Raw genomic sequence first — 17170 nt, 5'->3', positions numbered from 1 at the left:
TCCTGCCCGCGGCGAGCCGGGCCTGTTGCGGCGAAGCCGCGAATTCCGACTGCTACTGGATGACGGGAGGCGTGTTCGACGCGATCACCCGCTGCAGGCGGTCGATCAGCTCGTTCCAATCGACGCGCCGATTGTAGCCGATGACATTCAACGCGGGGATGCCGCCGCCACGTACGATGTAGTAGCCGTCACCGGGCGCGCTGTGGTCATCCAGACCGTCCATGCGGCATACGCCGTCGCGCAGGACGCAGGAGATGCCGATCTCGCGGTAGCCGAACGTCTCGAACAAGCCGAGCAGCCCGCGCTGCAGCGCGGCCACCGCACCTGGCCCGCCGAGCGCGCTGATGTTCTGCACCGCACGCTGGCTGATCCGCCGCGGATAGTTTCCGGGGCTGCTGACGACATGGGCATCGAAGCGCACCGGCCGCCAGCGCGCAAGTTCCAGCCCGAGCACGTCCGCGTCGACAAAGCCGGACACGCTGCCGAACGAGAAGGCTTCGGTCAATTGCGCGAGGTCGAGGTGGCGCGCCTGGACGTCGGCGTAGAGATGCGACGCGACGCCGAACGGTTCGAACAGTTGCAGCCGCGTCGCCTGCAGGTAGCCGTCGAACACCGAAATCACCAGAGCGCCGTCGAGCGAGACTTCACCGGGCGCGACGCGCAGCCCCGGCAACGACGCGGTCAGCACGCCGGACATCGCAGGCAGGCCGACCGCCTCGGCGAGCAGCGCCATCGATATCGGCTCGACGACCGCGGCGCCGCTGCCATGCCAGCCCGCCGCATCGCGCGCGAGCGCCAGCCGCTCGAGCACCAGCGCTCCGTCGAGCACCGGGATCGCGACGCGGTCGACGTCGACGCCTTTCCCGTCGAGCCGTGCGACAAGTTCGAAGGCGCCCAGCGCGAGCTTCTGCCAGCGACCGCCGCCGACTGCCAGTCGCGCTTCGGTGCGAGCCTCGGCGCGCCAGGGCATCACGCCGGTCAGCGGACCGAAACTCAGTTCCTTGTCACTCAGGCCGAAGCCGGCCTCGTCGAATGCAAAGTCCACCGCGGTCGGCACCCCCTCTTCGAGTGTCGCCGCGGCGCTGACGTGACCCGAGAACCGTAGCTGGTCCGTTACGGCCGGCGCAAACGCCGGTGCGAGATAGCGCGGACCGACCACCGCGAGATCGGCGTCGGCGACCGAAAACGCCAGGCTTCTCACCACCAGGGGTTGCAGACCGATCTCGGCGTTCGCGGCGATCGTGCGCACGCCTTCGAGTTCGAGCCGCGCGCGCGCCACCGTGAGCACCTCCGCTTCGAGCCGCCCCGCCGCCTCGACAGCCGGACCGGCCACGAGGTACAGCGGATGTAGATATGCCTCGCCTGCGTTCCACGCCACGCGCCCCTGCCAATCCCATCCGGCGGGCCCGCGCCGCGCCCCCAGATTGATATCCAGGCCCAGTCCTTCCCCCGCCCGCAGCCCATCCGCCTGCGCAAATCCGCCGCCTTCGAGCTTGCCCGACACACGGATGCGGGCGCCGTCGCGCGTCGGGGAATATTCGATGCGACCGACGAGCCGCCCCGCCGCATTCCAGCTTGCCAGATCGAGAAGCTCCCCCAGCCGCGCGACGGCAAGCCCTGCAAGCGACGCGACGATTCGGCCATCCGGGCGCATCACGATGTTGATCGCTTCGCGGCCGGGCATGCGGAGATTGAGTTCGCCGCTCTTGTTCCGTGTGTCGAAGTGCAGGTCGATGGTCGCACGCTCGAACAGGCCCGGCACGGTCAACATGCCTCTCCGGCAGCGGACCACAGCACGTTCGAGGCGAAAGGCGGGGCAACGGATCGTGACGTTCTGCCAGTCGCGCTTGCCGATCGCGAAGCGTTCGATTGCCAGTTCGGCCGCCTCGCCTTCGTCACCGAGACGGACGCGCAGGCCATCGATGACGAAAACAGGATGCGTGAGGCGGCCCAGGTCGAGTTGCAGGGCCCGCGCTCCGGCAAACCCTGACCACGCCAGGATCAAAAGAAGAAAAGCCAGGCGCATCATGCGCCGGCCGGAACGGAGCTCAGCCCGGAAACACGCCGGTCGACAGGTACCGGTCGCCACGATCACAGATGATGGACACGATCACCGCATTTTCCAATTCGGCAGCAATGCGGACCGCGACGTGCATCGCGCCACCAGAGGAGATCCCGGCAAAAATACCTTCCTCGCGCGCCAGACGCCGCGTCATTTCCTCGGCATCGGCCTGGCTCACGTTTTCGAGCGCATCGACCCGCGGTTTTTCGTAGATTTTCGGCAGATAGGCCTCGGGCCACTTGCGGATGCCCGGGATCTGCGAGCCCTCGTCGGGCTGGCAGCCGATGATCCGGACCGCCGGATTCCTTTCCTTCAGAAAGCGGGAGCAGCCCATGATCGTCCCGGTCGTGCCCATGCTGCTGACGAAATGCGTGATCCGGCCGCCCGTCTGCTCCCAGATTTCGGGACCGGTCGCTTCGTAATGAGAGAGCGGATTGTCGGGATTCGCGAACTGGTCGAGAATGATCCCCCTGCCTTCGTCGCGCATCCGCTCGGCGACGTCCCGGGCCATTTCCATGCCGCCGTCGCGTGGTGTCAGCACGAGCTCGGCGCCGAACGCCCGCATTGTCTGACGCCGCTCGACGCTCTGGTTTTCCGGCATCACGAGAATCATCCGGTAGCCGCGCATCGCTGCCGCCATCGCCAGCGCGATCCCGGTGTTGCCACTGGTCGCCTCGATCAGCGTGTCGCCGGGGCGAATGTCGCCGCGCGCTTCCGCATGCACGATCATCGACAGCGCCGGCCGGTCCTTTACCGACCCGGCGGGGTTGTTGCCTTCGAGCTTCGCCAGAATGACGTTGTTGCGGCCCGCGCCGATGCGCTTGAGGCGCACCAGCGGCGTGTGGCCCACATAGTCTTCAAGCGTTTTGTAGTCCATATCCCTGTGGTCCGGTCTGATTTCGATGGGCCGATAGTAAGCGTGGAGCCCGTCCGCGCAAACCCGCGGGGCGGCATAAGCTTATATCGGCAATCGTTCTGGAACGGGGACTTAGCGCCGTCCGATGCCGTAGTATTCGAGGCCGACCCGTGCCATGACCGACGGCTCGTACATGTTGCGCCCGTCGAAGACCACCGCGTGCCGCAGCATCTGCTTGATCCGGATGAAATCGGGGCTGCGGAACTCCTTCCATTCGGTGACGATGATCAGCGCATCAGCACCTTCGAGGACCTCCATCGGCCGCTCGGCATACGCCAGCCGCGGTTCGTCGCCGAAGATGCGCCGCGCCTCGTCCATCGCGACCGGATCGTAGGCAACGACCGTAGCGCCACGGCGCAGCAACTCGGCGACGATTATCCGGCTCGGGGCGTCCCGCATGTCATCGGTGTTGGGCTTGAAGGCGAGTCCCCACAGTCCGAAATGGCGACCTGACAGGTCCTCGCCGAACCGGGCGACGACCTTGTCGACGAGACGCAGCTTCTGCGCCTCGTTGGCCGCCTCGACGGCGTTCAGGATCAGCAGATCATGTCCGCGCTCGTTGCCGGTGTTGATCAGCGCCTTCACATCCTTCGGGAAGCACGAACCGCCGTAGCCGCATCCGGCGTAGAGAAAGTGCCAGCCAATGCGCGGGTCCGAGCCGATGCCCTGGCGCACCAGTTCAATGTCCGCACCGAGCGTCTCGGCGAGATTCGCCAGTTCGTTCATGAAGCTGATGCGGGTCGCAAGCATCGCGTTGGCGGCATATTTCGTCAACTCGGCGCTCCTGACATCCATCACCAGCATCTTTTCGCGATTGCGCTGAAACGGGCCGTACAGTTCGCGCATCAGATCGATCGCGCGCTCGTCGCCCGCACCGACGATGATCCGGTCCGGGCGCATGAAGTCATCGACCGCCGCGCCTTCCTTCAGGAACTCCGGGTTCGACACGACACTGAACGGGAAACCGGCTTCGCGCGCCGCCAATTCCGCGACGATCGCCTCGCGAACGCGGTCACCTGTACCGACCGGGACCGTCGACTTGTTGACGACGACGCGATAGTCGTCCATGTGCTTGCCGATGTTTCGCGCCGCCGCAAGCACGTACTTCAGATCCGCCGACCCATCCTCGTCCGGCGGCGTCCCGACCGCGATGAACTGCACCGTTCCGTGGCGCGCCGCATATTCGGCGTCGGTGGTAAAAAACAGCCGTCCGGCATCGACATTGCGGCGCACGATCTCCAGCAGCCCCGGTTCGTGGATCGGGATTCCGCCGTCCTCGAGTATGCGGATCTTGGCCGGATCTACATCCAGACACAGCACATCGTTGCCGACGTCCGCGAGGCAGGCGCCACTGACGAGTCCGACATACCCGGTACCCACGACGGTGATTTTCATGAATCGTCCTCAATCGGAAGAAACAACAAACCGGCGGGCGATCCGCGCGCGACCGGCGACACATGTCATCGGCGCTTACGGCGCGAGATCGTATTCTTCCGTGCGGCGCGGAGGATACGTTTCCCAGCCGCCGCACGCGGGGCAACGCCACTGGAACTGGCGCGCCTTGAACCCGCATTCGGCGCAACGATAACGCGCGACCCGGCGGGTGTGACCATGGATTAACTGTTTTACAAGTTCGATGTCGCTGCGCTGCTCGGCCGGCGCATTCAGCAATGCGGCTTCGAGCAACTTGTCGAGCCCGAGAAGCGTCGGATTGCGGCGCAGCTCTTCCCTGACGAGGTCATAGGCTGCGCGCGACCCCTCCTTTTCGAGCTCCCAGTGGAACACCTCGTCGAGGAGATCGAGCGACGAATGACGCTCGAGCCACGAGCGCAGCAACGTCTGCCCCTGCTCGACCCGGTCGAGCCGCCGGTGGGCGTCCATGATGCGTTCGGCGACCAGCGCAAGGTAGACCGGGTCCTGGCTCTCGACGCGCTTCCACACTTCGATGGCCTCGTCGTAGCGCTTCTCCGCCGCCATGAGATCGCCCAGGACGATACTCGCGCGGACACACCGCCGGTTGATCGCGAACGCCTGGTCGAGATGGCGCCGCGCTTCGTCGTTCCGCGAGCTTGCAAGGGCGAGGGTCGCCAGTTCGCAATAGAAATTCGCGACTTCCTTGCGCCACAGGACGCTCTCGTGATCCGGCAGGGCCTTTGCCGCCTCGATCGCCTTTGCCCAGTCCTTTTCCTGCTGGTAGATCTCGAGCAGAAAACGCACCGCAGTGTCATTGAGGCGTGTGTTCCGAAGCTTCAGGAACACCGCCTCGGCGCGGTCCAGCAACCCGGCCTTCAGATGATCCTGGCCGAGCTCGGCGAGCGCCTGAAGGCGTTGCTCATCGGAGAGGTCCTCGCGGTCGACGAGGCTCTGGTGCATGCGGATCGCGCGATCGGTCTCGCCGCGGCGTCGAAACAGGCTTCCCAGCGCGAAATGCAGCTCGATCGTTTGTGGATCGAGCTTCACTGCTTCGATGAATGCATCGATCGCCTTGTCCTGCTGTTCATTGAGAAGAAAGTTCAGACCCGACAGGTACGAACGCGGCAGCGCGCGCGATTCATGCACCACCTGACGTATGTCGATGCGGGCGGCCAGCCAGCCCAGTGCAAAAAAAAGCGGTAGCGCCAGAAACCACCAGAATTCGATTTCCATCGCTCAAAAAGTCTCCGGCGCCTGCACTTCGGCCGCGCTCGGAATCGGGGTAGCCGGACGATCACGCGTGGCGCGATCGAGTTGGCGCCGCAAACGTCCGATCTCGCGGCGCTGACGCAGCAACGAGCCGAAAGTCGCGGTCACGCCGAGCAGGGCGCCCGCGGTGAATGCAACGAGGATGACGAACACCAGCGGCAGTTGCCAGCTGCTGCCGAAAAAGAAATGCAGGCTCACGAGGTGGTCGTTCTTCACTGCGAAACCGAACAGCAGAAAGAACAGCAGGAGCCGGATGATCCACATTACGACGCGCATGGGATGAATTATCTCCGAGCGAGGGGCAAAAAAGAAGGCGGCTCGCGCCGCCTTCCCGGACATTCATGATGCAGACCCGATCGCCGCGCAGCTCATCCGGCGATATCGACGCGCTCGCGTAGCTCTTTGCCGGCCTTGAAGTGGGGCACGTACTTTTCCGGAACCAGAACCTTGTCCCCGGATTTCGGATTACGCCCCACCCTCGGCGGTCGATAGTTCAATGCAAAGCTGCCAAATCCCCGGATCTCGATGCGATCCCCGCGCGCAAGCGCTTCCGACATCGCATCGATCACCATCTTGACCGCGTAATCGGCGTCTTTTGCGACCAGCTGTGGAAAACGCGCAGCCAGCCTCGCAATCAGCTCCGATTTGGTCATATCCAACCGGATTTACTGCTTCTGCTCGTTGAGCTTGGCCTTCAGCAGCGCACCAAGGTTCGTGGTACCGCTGGCTGCGGAACTGTCCGATGCAAACTTCTGCATCGCGTCGCTCTGCTCAGCCTGGTCCTTCGCGCGGATCGACAGGTTGATCGAACGCGTCTTGCGGTCGACGTTGATGATCATGACCTCGACTTCCTGGCCTTCCTTCAGCACGGTTGTCAAGTCATCGACACGATGTGCAGCAGCTTCCGAAGCCCGCAGGTAGCCTTCGACATCCTCGTTCAGCGCGATCACCGCACCGCGCGCGTCGACCGATTTCACGGTGCCGCCGACGATGCTGTTCTTCTCGTGTGTCGCGATGAAATTCGTGAACGGATCGCCTTCGAGCTGCTTCACGCCGAGCGAGATGCGCTCGCGCTCGACGTCGATCGCCAAGACGACAGCCTCGACTTCGTCGCCCTTCTTGAAGCGGCGCACGGCCTCTTCGCCGGTGTCGCTCCATGACAGGTCGGACAGGTGCACCAGACCGTCGATGCCGCCGTCCAGACCGATGAACACACCGAAATCGGTGATCGACTTGATCTGGCCGCGAACCTTGTCGCCCTTCTTATGGTTGATCGCGAAATCGTCCCACGGGTTGGACATGCACTGCTTCATGCCGAGCGAGATGCGGCGGCGGTCTTCGTCGATCTCGAGAATCATCACTTCGACTTCGTCGCCCAGCTGGACAACCTTCGTCGGATGGATGTTCTTGTTGGTCCAGTCCATCTCGGAGACGTGCACCAGGCCCTCGATGCCCTGCTCGACTTCGACGAACGCGCCGTAGTCGGTGATGTTCGTAACCTTGCCGAACAGGCGGGTGCCCTGCGGGTAGCGGCGAGCGATGCCGACCCACGGATCTTCGCCCAGTTGCTTGAGGCCCAGCGAGACGCGGTTCTTTTCCTGGTCGAACTTCAGCACCTTGGCGTCGATCTCGTCGCCGACGTTGAGCACTTCGGACGGATGACGCACGCGGCGCCACGCCAGATCGGTGATGTGCAGCAGGCCGTCGATGCCGCCGAGGTCCACGAACGCACCGTAGTCGGTGATGTTCTTGACGATACCCTTGACGACCGTGCCTTCCTTGAGGTTCGCCAGCAGCTTTTCACGCTCTTCGCCCATTGTCTCTTCGAGCACCGCGCGGCGGGACACGACGACGTTGTTGCGCTTGCGGTCGAGCTTGATGACCTTGAACTCGAATTCCTTGCCTTCGTACGGCGACGTGTCCTTGACCGGACGCATGTCGACCAGCGAGCCCGGCAGGAACGCACGGATGCTGTTGGTCATGACCGTCAGGCCACCCTTGACGCGACCCGAAATCAGGCCCTTCACCAGGGAGCCTTCGTTGAGCGCCTTTTCCAGATCGTTCCAGGCTGCGATCCGCTTCGCCTTCTCGCGCGACAGACGGGTTTCACCATAGCCGTCTTCCAACGCGTCGATGGCGACGTGGACGAAGTCACCGACCTTGACTTCGAGTTCGCCGCGGTCATCACGGAACTCTTCGATCGGCACATAGCTCTCGGACTTCAGGCCGGCATTCACGACGACAAAGTTGTGGTCGATGCTCACGACCTCGGCGGTGATTACCTCGCCGGAGCGCATCTCCTGACGCGCAAGACTTTCTTCGAACAGGTCGGCAAAACTTTCCTGGAAATCGGAAACGGGGGTGGCAGTGGTCATAAAGAGTGAAGGTCCAAAAACCGCCCGAAAGCGGCTACCAGTAGAGGATTGAAAATCAGAAAACAAACTCTTGCGAGTCTGTTTCCCGCCTGCGGGAACGATCTAAGAGCGGACCCGGTCGAGCACGAAACCGACCGCCTGCTCCACATTGACTTCCGTCGTATCCAGGAGCACCGCATCCGGCAATTTCTTCAAAGGAGCGACAGTGCGGGCGGCATCGCGCGCATCCCGTTCGTGAAGATCCTTTAAAAGACTTTCCATGCTAGCACCCATTCCTTTCTCCATCAACTGCTTATAGCGCCGCTGCGCGCGTGCCTCGACAGTCGCGGTGAGGAATATCTTGACTGTCGCGTCCGGGAAAACGACCGAACCCATGTCGCGCCCTTCCGCAACGAGTCCGGGCGCACGACGGTAATCGCGCTGGCGATCGAGCAGGGCAGCACGCACCGCAGGCAATGCCGCCACCTGCGAGGCGCCGACCGAACATCTTTCGGTGCGAATAGCGTCGGTGACGTCCTCGTCGTCGAGCATCACTTGCGCTGCGCTGAAGCGGGCCGGCAACCGGGCAGCGAGCGCCGCGAGCGCCGGTTCATCGTCTAATGAAAGCTCCGAACGCATTGCCGCGAGCGCGACCAGGCGGTACAGCGAACCGCTGTCGAGGTAGTGGTAGCCCAGCGCGGCGGCGACGCGCGCTGCGACCGTGCCCTTGCCGGAGGCCGACGGTCCATCGATCGCGACGACCGGGACAGGCCGGGTGATGCTGGCGAAACACTCGAAATAGGTCGGGAAAGTCTTATTCACGCATTTCGGATCATTGATGCGTACGCGGCAGCCGCCCAGGCTCACCAGCGAGAAGCACATCGCCATGCGGTGGTCATCGTAGGTGTCGATCGCGGCCGGCACGAGCTTCGCAGGCGGCGTGACGCGCAGGAAATCCGCGCCCTCCTCCACTATGGCGCCGACTTTGCGCAATTCTTTCGCCATCGCGGCGATGCGGTCAGTTTCCTTGACCCGCCAGCTTGCAATATTGCGCAGCGTGCACGAACCGTCGGCAAACAGCGCCGCGACGGCGAGCGTCATCGCAGCGTCGGGAATATGGTTCAGGTCGAGGTCGAACGCCTTCAGCCGCCCGCTCTCCGGCGCGCGCGCTTCGATCCAGTTATCGCCGATGTCGACCCGCGCGCCGAGTTCGGCGAGCGCCTCAGCGAAGCGCACGTCGCCTTGGATGCTGCTGCGGCCCACGCCTTCGACGCGAACCGGCCCGCCCCCGATCGCACCCGCGGCAAGAAAGTACGAAGCCGACGAGGCGTCCCCTTCGACGAACACCCTGCCGGGGCTGCGGTAGCGGGCACCGCTGGGAACGATAAAACGTGTCCACCCCTCACGCTGCACCTCGACGCCGAAGCGGGCCATCAGATCGAGCGTGATCGAGATGTACGGCTTCGAGATCAGTTCGCCGACGACTTCGATCGTGGTCCGGGTTCCGGTGAGCGGCAAGGCCATCAGCAGCGCGGTGAGGAACTGGCTCGAAACGTCGCCGCGCACGCGCAGCACGCCGCCAGGACGAATCGTGGCGGGCAGGATATGCAGCGGCGGGAAGCCTTCGATACCGAGATAGCGCACGTCCGCACCGATCTGCCGCAGGCCGTCGACGAGATCGCCGATCGGCCGCTCATGCATCCGCGGCACCCCCGTCAGGCGGTATTCGCCGCCCGACAGCGCGAGCGCGGCAGTCAGAGGACGGAACGCCGTGCCGGCATTGCCCAAGAACAGGTCTGCGGCCTTGACCGGAAAGGGCCCGGCGACGCCGTCGACCCGATAGTGGTCGCTGTCGCCCTCGCGTGCCCACGAGACGCCCAGCGTGCGCAGCGCGTCGAGCATCCGCTCGACGTCGTCGGAGGCGAGCAGGTCGCGGATTTCCGTGCGTCCCTCGGCCAGGGCGGCAAGCAGCAAAGTGCGGTTCGAGATGCTCTTCGAGCCCGGCAGACGCACCCGCCCCGTGGCATCGAGCATCGGCGGAAGGTCGAGAAAGTCTATGGTCATTCAGGCGTCGGAACAGCGTTGGGGGCGGTGGAGAATTGCTCGGCCCACGCGTTGCGGGCGTGGCGCGCCTCGGCGAACAGTTGCTCGAGCCGGTCGCCGTCAGCGGACAAGAGCAGCGCCCGAAGGTATGCTAGCTCGGCAAGATACTGGTCCAGTTCGCCCAGCAGCGCCTGCCTGTTTGCGATGCAGATATCCCGCCACATCTCCGGATGGCTGCCCGCAATGCGCGTGAAGTCGCGGAAGCCGCTCGCGGCGTACCCGAACAGCTGTTCGGCGTTCGGCCGTCCGGCAAGGTCGTGCACCAGCCCGAACGCCAGCAGATGTGGCAGGTGACTGACCGCGGCGAACACCCGATCGTGCTCTTGCGGTGGCATCTCGTACATCAGCGCCCCGCACGCCTCCCACGCCTCGCGCACGCGCAGCACCGCGCCCGGCTCGTTTTCCGGCAGCGGCGTGACGACGACTTTCCTGCCGTCGTACAGGCCGGCGAATGCCGCCTCGACACCACTGCACTCGGCGCCGGCGATCGGGTGCGCCGGGACAACGTACGGCAGATGGCCGGGAAGATGGCGGTAGATCGCCTCGATGACGTCGCGCTTGGTACTGCCCGCGTCCGTGACTACCGTTCCCGGCGCCAGATGTGGCGCCATCGCCGCCATCACCGCATCCATCTGCCCGACCGGGGTGGCCAGCAGGACGAAATCGGCGCCGTCCAGCGCGTCGGCCCAGCCGGCGGCCGCCTTGTCGATGACTCCCAACGCCACTGCGCGGGCAAGCGATGCCGGCCTGCGGCCGATCCCGACGATACGCCTGACAAGTCCGGCCCGGCGCAGCGCCAGCGCGAACGAACCGCCAATCAGGCCGACGCCGCAGACGACCAGCTTGTCGATCATGACCATTGCCTGCACCTTGCCTGTTTCATGCGAGCGCCTGCCGGAGGGCGGTGATGAAGCGGGCGTTTTCTTCGGGCAGGCCGATCGAAACACGCAGCCATTCGGGCATACCGTAGCCGCCGATCGGCCGCACGATGACGCCTTGTTTCAGCAGCGCCAGATTCACCGCCGCTGCATTGCCGACCCTGAACGTGACGAAATTGCCCGCCGACGGAATCCATTCCAGCGCGAGTTCGGCCAGCGCCTCGGTAATCTGCGCCATGCCGCGCCGATTGACGTCGGCACTGCGGGCGAGAAATTCCTCGTCGGCGAGCGCAGCCGTCGCCGCCGCGAGCGCCACGCTGTTGACGTTGAACGGCTGGCGGACGCGGTTCATCAGGTCGACGACATCGGGGTGCCCGATGCCGTAGCCGACGCGCAGGCCCGCCATGCCGTATGCTTTCGACATAGTGCGGGAAACGAGCAGGTTCGGAAAGCGGGGCAACCACGAGAGGCTGTCGTAACGCTGCTGTTCGGACAGGTATTCGGTGTAGGCCTCGTCCAGCACGACGAGCACATCGGACGGCACCCGGGCGAGGAAAGCCTCGAGCTCGCTGCCGTCGACGAAGGTGCCGGTCGGATTGTTCGGATTCGCAATGAACACGATCCGCGTGTCGGTCGCGACCGCGGCTGCCATTGCGGCCAGATCGTGTCCGTAGGCCCGCGCCGGCACCTCGATGCCACGCGCGCCCATTGCGTTGGTCGCGAGCGGATAGACGGCGAATGCGTGCCGCGAGAACACTGCAGAACTGCCGGGGGCGAGGTACGCATGCGCGGCGAGCTCGAGGACGTCGTTCGAGCCGTTGCCGAGCACGATCTGGTCGGGCTGCACGCCGAAGCGCGCACACAGCGCCGCCTTCAGCTCAAAGCCATTGCCGTCCGGATAGCGCTCGATGTCGACGAGCGCCGCCACCGCGGCTTCCTTGGCCCGCACGCTCATGCCGAGCGGGTTCTCGTTGGACGCCAGCTTGACGATGCTGGCCTCGGGAATCCCCATTTCCCGCGCCAGTTCCCCGATCGGCTTGCCGGGCGGATAGGGCGTGATTGCATGGATGTAATCGGGGGCCTTGCTGGCTACGCTCATTGCGATCTCCTGATTGTCGTTGCCGCGCCGGTCAGATCACCGCCACCGGATAGGATCCCAACACCTTGACGAACCCTGCACGTTCGTTGAGTTCCTTCAAGGCCGCGGCCACCTCCGGGTCTTCGCGGTGCCCTTCGATGTCCATGTAGAACACGTACTCCCACAATCCGCCGCGCGCCGGACGGGATTGCAGCTTGCTCATGCTGACACCGTGCTTCGCCAGCGGTTCGAGCAATGCATGCATCGCGCCCGGCCGGTTCGGCGCCGAGCACACCAGCGAGGTCTTGTCCTGGCCGGAGCGGTCCGCGTCGTGGTGCGCGATAACGAGAAAGCACGTGGTGTTGTTCGGATCGTCCTCGATGTTCGCGGCCAGCACGTCGAGGCCGTACAGTTCGGCGGCCGCCTCGCCTGCGATCGCGCACGATTCGGGATCTTCCGCCGCCAGCCGCGCCGCCTCGGCATTGCTCGCGACCGGCACGCGCGAAAGGGACGGCAGGTTGCGGTTCAGCCACTCGTGGCACTGGGCGAGGGATTGAGCGTGCGAATACAGCCGTTTGAGCGCGCCGACGCCGGCAGCTTTCGACAGCAGGTGTTGATGGATCCGCAGCTTGACTTCACCGCAGATCTGCAACGGATTCTCGAGCAGCAGGTCGAGCGTGCCGCCGACCACACCCTCGGTCGAGTTCTCGACCGGGACGACGCCGTAGTCGACATTGCCGGCTTCGACCGCGCGAAAGACCTCATCAATCGTCGACGTCGGCACGAAGTTCGGCGCCGAGCCGAAATGCTTGCGCGACGCGCTCTCCGAAAAGGTGCCCGCCGGCCCGAGGTAGGCGACCCTGAGCGGCCGTTCGAGCGCGAGACACGCCGACATGATTTCGCGGAAGATCCGCTGCACCGCCAGATCCGGCAACGGCCCTGGATTGGCAGCGCCGAGGCGGCGCAGCACCTGCGCCTCGCGCTCGGGGCGATATACGTTGCCCTGCTTGATCTCGCCGACGCGCTGCGCGTTGCGGGCGCGTTCTGCGAGACGGACGAGGATTTCCTCGTCGAGGCGGTCGATGTTCTTCCTGAGGTTCAGCAGTTCGTCACTCATGCTCGCCCTTTCAGCCGTCCGTGTTCAACCGTTTCGCGCGGAAAAATCCCGCATGTAATCAACCAGCGCCTGCACTCCGGCGAGCGGCATCGCGTTATAGATCGAGGCGCGCATCCCGCCGACCGACTTGTGCCCCTTGAGCTGGGTCAGCCCGGCGGCCTTCGCCCCGGCAAGGAAAGCGTCGTTGAGCGCGTCGTCACGCAGCAGGAACGGGATGTTCATCCGCGAGCGGCTGTCGTGCTCGACGCGGTTGTCGTAAAAATCGCTGGCGTCGAGAAAATCGTAGAGCAGGTCCGACTTCGCGATGTTGTTCGCCTCGACCGCCGCGAGGCCGCCCTGCGCCTTGAGCCAGCGGAATACGAGTCCGGCGATGTAGATCGCGTAGGTCGGCGGAGTGTTGAGCATCGACCCGTTCTCCGCCATCACGCGGTAATCCATGATTGTCGGCGTTACCGGCGAAGCATGGCCGAGCAGGTCCTCGCGCACGATGACGACGACCAGCCCGGAAGGACCGATGTTTTTTTGTGCCCCGGCATAGATCAGGCCGTAGCGGCCGATGTCGAGCGGGCGCGACAGAATATGCGACGACATGTCGGCGACCAGCGGCACGCCGGTGTCCGGCAACCGGCTGACTTCGCGCAGCTCAACGCCGTGGATCGTCTCGTTGGTGCATAGATGCAGATAGCGCGCCCGCGGGTCGAGGTCGAGTTCTTCCGTGCGCAGCAGGCGCGTGAATCCGGCAGTCTCCGTGGAGCCGGCGAGCCGGACTGCGCCGCCGAGCGCGCCGACCAGATGCTTCGCTTCGCCGTAAGCCTTCTTCGACCAGGTCCCAGTCACGAGATAGTCGGCCGACCCTCCGGCGAGCAAATTCATGGGGATCTGCGCGAACTGCTGCGTCGCACCACCCTGCAGGAACAGCACGCGGTAGTTGTCCGGAATCGCCAGCAGCTCGCGCAAATCCGCTTCGGCCTGTGCGACGATCGACGTGAACTCCTTGCCGCGATGGCTCATTTCCATCACGCCGCAACCCACGCCATGCCAGTCGAGCATCTCTTCGGCGGCCTGGCGCAGCACCGGCTCGGGCAGCGCCGCGGGTCCGGCGCTGAAGTTGTATATACGTGTCATCGTCTGGAACTCCCCCTTCGCGGTCTTACTCCAGCAGACCATCCGTTTGCGTGCCATCCACCGCAGACGCGGAGTCGGCCTCCGGGACGCCGTCGTCGGGAGCGTCGGCCGCAGGCTCGTCGACTTCGGACTCCGCCACTTTCTCGATCCCCGCCAGCGAGGTGCCCTCGTCGAGGTTGATCAGCGTCACACCCTGCGTCGCCCGGCCCAGTTCGCGGATGTCCTGCACCCTGGTCCGGATCAGCACTCCGCCGGTCGAGATCAGCATCACCTCGTCGCTTTCCTCGACGAGGCAGGCGCCGACAAGTTTGCCGTTGCGGTCCGACGTCTGGATCGCGATCATGCCTTTGGTGCCGCGCCCGTGGCGGGTGTATTCGGCGACCGGCGTGCGCTTGCCATAGCCGTTTTCGGTCGCTGTCAGCACCGACAGCTCCTCGTCCTTCGCGACCAGCATCGCGATCACGCGCTGGCCTTCCTCGAGATTCATGCCGCGTACCCCGCGCGCCTCGCGGCCCATCGGGCGCACGTCGCCTTCGGGGAAGCGCACCGCCTTGCCGGCATCGGAAAACAGCATGACGTCGCTGTTGCCGTCGGTGATCGCGACGCCGATCAGGCGGTCGCCGTCGTCGAGGTTCGCCGCAATGATGCCGGCCTTGCGCGGATTGGAAAACGCCGTCAGCGCGGTCTTCTTCACCGTGCCCTCGGCGGTCGCCATGAAGACGAAATGATCGTCGTCGAAAGCCTGCACCGGCAGCACCGCGTTGATCTTCTCTCCTTCCATCAGCGGGAAAAGATTCACGATCGGACGGCCGCGTGAGTTGCGCGTGCCTTCGGGGACCTCATACACCTTGAGCCAATAGACACGGCCGCGGCTGGAGAAGCACAGGATGTAGTCATGCGTATTGGCGACGAAGAGGCGGTCGATGAAATCGTCGTCCTTCATCCCGGTCGCCTGCTTGCCGCGACCGCCGCGGCGCTGCGCGCGGTAGTCGGTCAGCGGCTGGCGCTTGAAATAGCCGGCGTGCGACAGCGTCACGACCATGTCTTCGGGCGCGATCAGGTCCTCGATGTTGATCTCGGCCGTGTTCAGCACGATCTCGGAGCGGCGCGGGTCGTCGAACTGGTTACGGATCGCGCCCAGTTCCTCGACGATGATCGCGGTGATGCGCGCCGGATTCGCGAGAATGTCGAGCAGGTCGGTGATGACCTCCATCACTTCGCGGTATTCGGTGACGATCTTGTCCTGCTCGAGTCCGGTCAGGCGCTGCAGGCGCAGCTCCAGGATCGCCTGCGCCTGCGCGTCCGACAGCCGGTAGCCCTGCGCCGAGAGCCCGAACTCGGGCGGCAAGCCGTCGGGCCGGTAGCTGTCGGCGAGCGCGCGCGCGAGCATCTCCTCGACCAGCACGGAATGCCACGTGCGTGCCATCAGACCGCGCTTGGCGTCGGCCGGTGTCGGCGCCGCCTTGATCAGCGCAATGATCTCGTCGACATTCGACAACGCGACGGCAAGCCCTTCGAGGATATGCCCGCGATCGCGCGCCTTGCGCAGCTCGAACACGGTGCGGCGCGTGATGACTTCGCGCCGGTGCGACAGGAAGCAGTCGAGCATCTGCTTCAGGTTCAGCGTGCGCGGCTTGCCATCGACCAGCGCCACCATGTTCATGCCGAACGTGTCCTGCAGCTGGGTCTGCTTGAAGAGGTTGTTCAGCACGACTTCAGGCACTTCGTTGCGCTTGAGTTCGATGACGACACGCATACCGGACTTGTCCGACTCGTCGCGAATCTCGCTGATGCCCTCGATCTTCTTTTCGTTCACCAACTCGGCGATGCGCTCGAGCAGCGTGCGCTTGTTCACCTGGTACGGCAGCTCATCGACGATGATCGCCTGGCGGTTGCCTTTTTCCAGATCCTCGAAGTGCGTGCGCGCGCGCATCACGACGCGGCCGCGGCCCGTACGGTAACCGTCGTGCACGCCCGAGAGCCCGTAGATCAGCGCGGCAGTCGGAAAATCCGGCGCCTTGACGAGGGCGATCAGCTCTTCGATATCGGTGTCCGGATTTTCCAGCAGCTTCAGGCAGGCATCGAGCACTTCGCCAAGGTTGTGCGGCGGGATGTTCGTCGCCATCCCGACAGCGATGCCCGATGAACCATTGATCAGCAGGTTCGGGATTTTCGCCGGCAGGATCAGCGGCTCCCTCTCCGAACCGTCGTAGTTCGGGCCGAAATCCACCGTTTCCTTGTCGATGTCGGCGAGCAGTTCGTGGCCGATGCGCGCCATACGGATTTCGGTGTATCGCATTGCTGCGGCGTTGTCGCCATCGACCGAACCGAAGTTTCCCTGCCCGTCGACGAGCATGTAGCGCAGCGAGAAGTCCTGCGCCATGCGCACGATCGTGTCGTAGACCGCGGAGTCTCCATGGGGGTGATACTTGCCGATGACGTCGCCGACGATCCGCGCGGACTTCTTGTAAGCCTTGTTCCAGTCATTCGACAGCTCGTGCATCGCGAACAGCACGCGCCGGTGAACCGGCTTGAGGCCATCGCGTGCATCGGGCAGCGCGCGACCGACGATCACGCTCATCGCGTAATCGAGATAGGAGTGCCGCATCTCGTCTTCGAGACTGATCGGCAGCGTTTCCTTGGCAAACGGGGTCATTTAGCGGCGGCGGCGAAAACCGCTCGGTCAAAAGCGTGCAATCTTACCATGCGGCCAGTACCGGACGGTCCGCATTGCCGGTGTGCCGGACGGTACGCATCATGGACGCACCGATGGCGGGACAAACGGACGTATGCTTAAATCGTCGAAAAACCGAGATGCAAAGCTTTCGCACATGCGCAGCGTCTGCATCTTCTGG

General features: G+C 64.4%; 13 protein-coding genes. All 13 read right to left on the bottom strand.

Annotated elements, in window-relative coordinates; all coding sequences use genetic code 11:
* Positions 1 to 52: 52 nt before the first annotated feature.
* The gene (locus pbN1_RS14525) at positions 53 to 2029 is read right to left on the bottom strand and encodes a translocation/assembly module TamB domain-containing protein (RefSeq protein WP_169201907.1); all 1977 of its coding nucleotides are present in this window, start codon (positions 2027 to 2029) and stop codon (positions 53 to 55) included.
* 19 nt (positions 2030 to 2048) lie between these two features.
* On the bottom strand, positions 2049 to 2939 hold the full coding sequence (gene cysM, locus pbN1_RS14520) for a cysteine synthase CysM (protein WP_169117779.1): 891 nt from the start codon (positions 2937 to 2939) through the stop codon (positions 2049 to 2051).
* A gap of 111 nt (positions 2940 to 3050) precedes the next feature.
* On the bottom strand, positions 3051 to 4373 hold the full coding sequence (locus tag pbN1_RS14515) for a UDP-glucose dehydrogenase family protein (protein ID WP_169117778.1): 1323 nt from the start codon (positions 4371 to 4373) through the stop codon (positions 3051 to 3053).
* A 75-nt stretch (positions 4374 to 4448) separates the two neighbouring features.
* A complete protein-coding gene (lapB, locus tag pbN1_RS14510; protein ID WP_169201908.1) occupies positions 4449 to 5624 on the bottom strand; it encodes a lipopolysaccharide assembly protein LapB in 1176 nt (391 codons plus the stop codon).
* Between the two features lie 3 nt (positions 5625 to 5627).
* Positions 5628 to 5936 (bottom strand): LapA family protein, encoded by a 309-nt coding sequence (locus pbN1_RS14505; protein WP_169201909.1) that lies wholly within the window; start codon positions 5934 to 5936, stop codon positions 5628 to 5630.
* A 92-nt stretch (positions 5937 to 6028) separates the two neighbouring features.
* Positions 6029 to 6313 carry an integration host factor subunit beta gene (locus tag pbN1_RS14500; protein ID WP_011236339.1) on the bottom strand — a complete coding sequence of 95 codons (285 nt, stop codon included), beginning with the start codon at positions 6311 to 6313 and terminating at the stop codon, positions 6029 to 6031.
* A 12-nt stretch (positions 6314 to 6325) separates the two neighbouring features.
* On the bottom strand, positions 6326 to 8035 hold the full coding sequence (gene rpsA / locus pbN1_RS14495) for a 30S ribosomal protein S1 (RefSeq protein WP_169117775.1): 1710 nt from the start codon (positions 8033 to 8035) through the stop codon (positions 6326 to 6328).
* A gap of 102 nt (positions 8036 to 8137) precedes the next feature.
* Positions 8138 to 10072, bottom strand: coding sequence for a bifunctional 3-phosphoshikimate 1-carboxyvinyltransferase/cytidylate kinase (locus pbN1_RS14490; protein ID WP_169117829.1), 1935 nt, complete (start codon positions 10070 to 10072; stop codon positions 8138 to 8140).
* Positions 10073 to 10074: 2 nt separating this feature from the next.
* Positions 10075 to 10977, bottom strand: a complete 903-nt coding sequence (locus pbN1_RS14485) for a prephenate dehydrogenase (protein WP_169201910.1) — start codon at positions 10975 to 10977, stop codon at positions 10075 to 10077.
* Positions 10978 to 10996: 19 nt separating this feature from the next.
* Positions 10997 to 12094, bottom strand: coding sequence for a histidinol-phosphate transaminase (gene hisC, locus pbN1_RS14480; RefSeq protein WP_169201911.1), 1098 nt, complete (start codon positions 12092 to 12094; stop codon positions 10997 to 10999).
* Between the two features lie 31 nt (positions 12095 to 12125).
* Positions 12126 to 13190: a prephenate dehydratase gene (pheA, locus tag pbN1_RS14475; RefSeq protein ID WP_169201912.1), complete on the bottom strand. Its 1065-nt coding sequence runs from the start codon at positions 13188 to 13190 to the stop codon at positions 12126 to 12128.
* 24 nt (positions 13191 to 13214) lie between these two features.
* A complete protein-coding gene (gene serC, locus pbN1_RS14470; RefSeq protein ID WP_169201913.1) occupies positions 13215 to 14315 on the bottom strand; it encodes a 3-phosphoserine/phosphohydroxythreonine transaminase in 1101 nt (366 codons plus the stop codon).
* A gap of 25 nt (positions 14316 to 14340) precedes the next feature.
* The gene (gene gyrA, locus pbN1_RS14465) at positions 14341 to 16971 is read right to left on the bottom strand and encodes a DNA gyrase subunit A (RefSeq protein WP_169201914.1); all 2631 of its coding nucleotides are present in this window, start codon (positions 16969 to 16971) and stop codon (positions 14341 to 14343) included.
* Between the last annotated feature and the right edge of the window lie 199 nt (positions 16972 to 17170).

This window comes from Aromatoleum bremense, assembly GCF_017894365.1.
In the GTDB taxonomy this organism is placed as follows: Bacteria; Pseudomonadota; Gammaproteobacteria; order Burkholderiales; family Rhodocyclaceae; genus Aromatoleum; species Aromatoleum bremense.
This window is presented reverse-complemented; position numbering and strand designations above follow the sequence as displayed.

Bases quoted from the DNA above. Each gene is read 5' to 3' on its own strand.
- pheA (WP_169201912.1), bottom strand. From the start codon at position 13,190: ATGAGTGACGAACTGCTGAACCTCAGGAAGAACATCGACCGCCTCGAC.
- pbN1_RS14515 (WP_169117778.1), bottom strand. From the start codon at position 4,373: ATGAAAATCACCGTCGTGGGTACCGGGTATGTCGGACTCGTCAGTGGC.
- rpsA (WP_169117775.1), bottom strand. From the start codon at position 8,035: ATGACCACTGCCACCCCCGTTTCCGATTTCCAGGAAAGTTTTGCCGAC.
- gyrA (WP_169201914.1), bottom strand. From the start codon at position 16,971: ATGACCCCGTTTGCCAAGGAAACGCTGCCGATCAGTCTCGAAGACGAG.
- pbN1_RS14505 (WP_169201909.1), bottom strand. From the start codon at position 5,936: ATGCGCGTCGTAATGTGGATCATCCGGCTCCTGCTGTTCTTTCTGCTG.
- serC (WP_169201913.1), bottom strand. From the start codon at position 14,315: ATGACACGTATATACAACTTCAGCGCCGGACCCGCGGCGCTGCCCGAG.
- hisC (WP_169201911.1), bottom strand. From the start codon at position 12,094: ATGAGCGTAGCCAGCAAGGCCCCCGATTACATCCATGCAATCACGCCC.
- pbN1_RS14485 (WP_169201910.1), bottom strand. From the start codon at position 10,977: ATGGTCATGATCGACAAGCTGGTCGTCTGCGGCGTCGGCCTGATTGGC.
- lapB (WP_169201908.1), bottom strand. From the start codon at position 5,624: ATGGAAATCGAATTCTGGTGGTTTCTGGCGCTACCGCTTTTTTTTGCA.
- cysM (WP_169117779.1), bottom strand. From the start codon at position 2,939: ATGGACTACAAAACGCTTGAAGACTATGTGGGCCACACGCCGCTGGTG.
- pbN1_RS14500 (WP_011236339.1), bottom strand. From the start codon at position 6,313: ATGACCAAATCGGAGCTGATTGCGAGGCTGGCTGCGCGTTTTCCACAG.
- pbN1_RS14525 (WP_169201907.1), bottom strand. From the start codon at position 2,029: ATGATGCGCCTGGCTTTTCTTCTTTTGATCCTGGCGTGGTCAGGGTTT.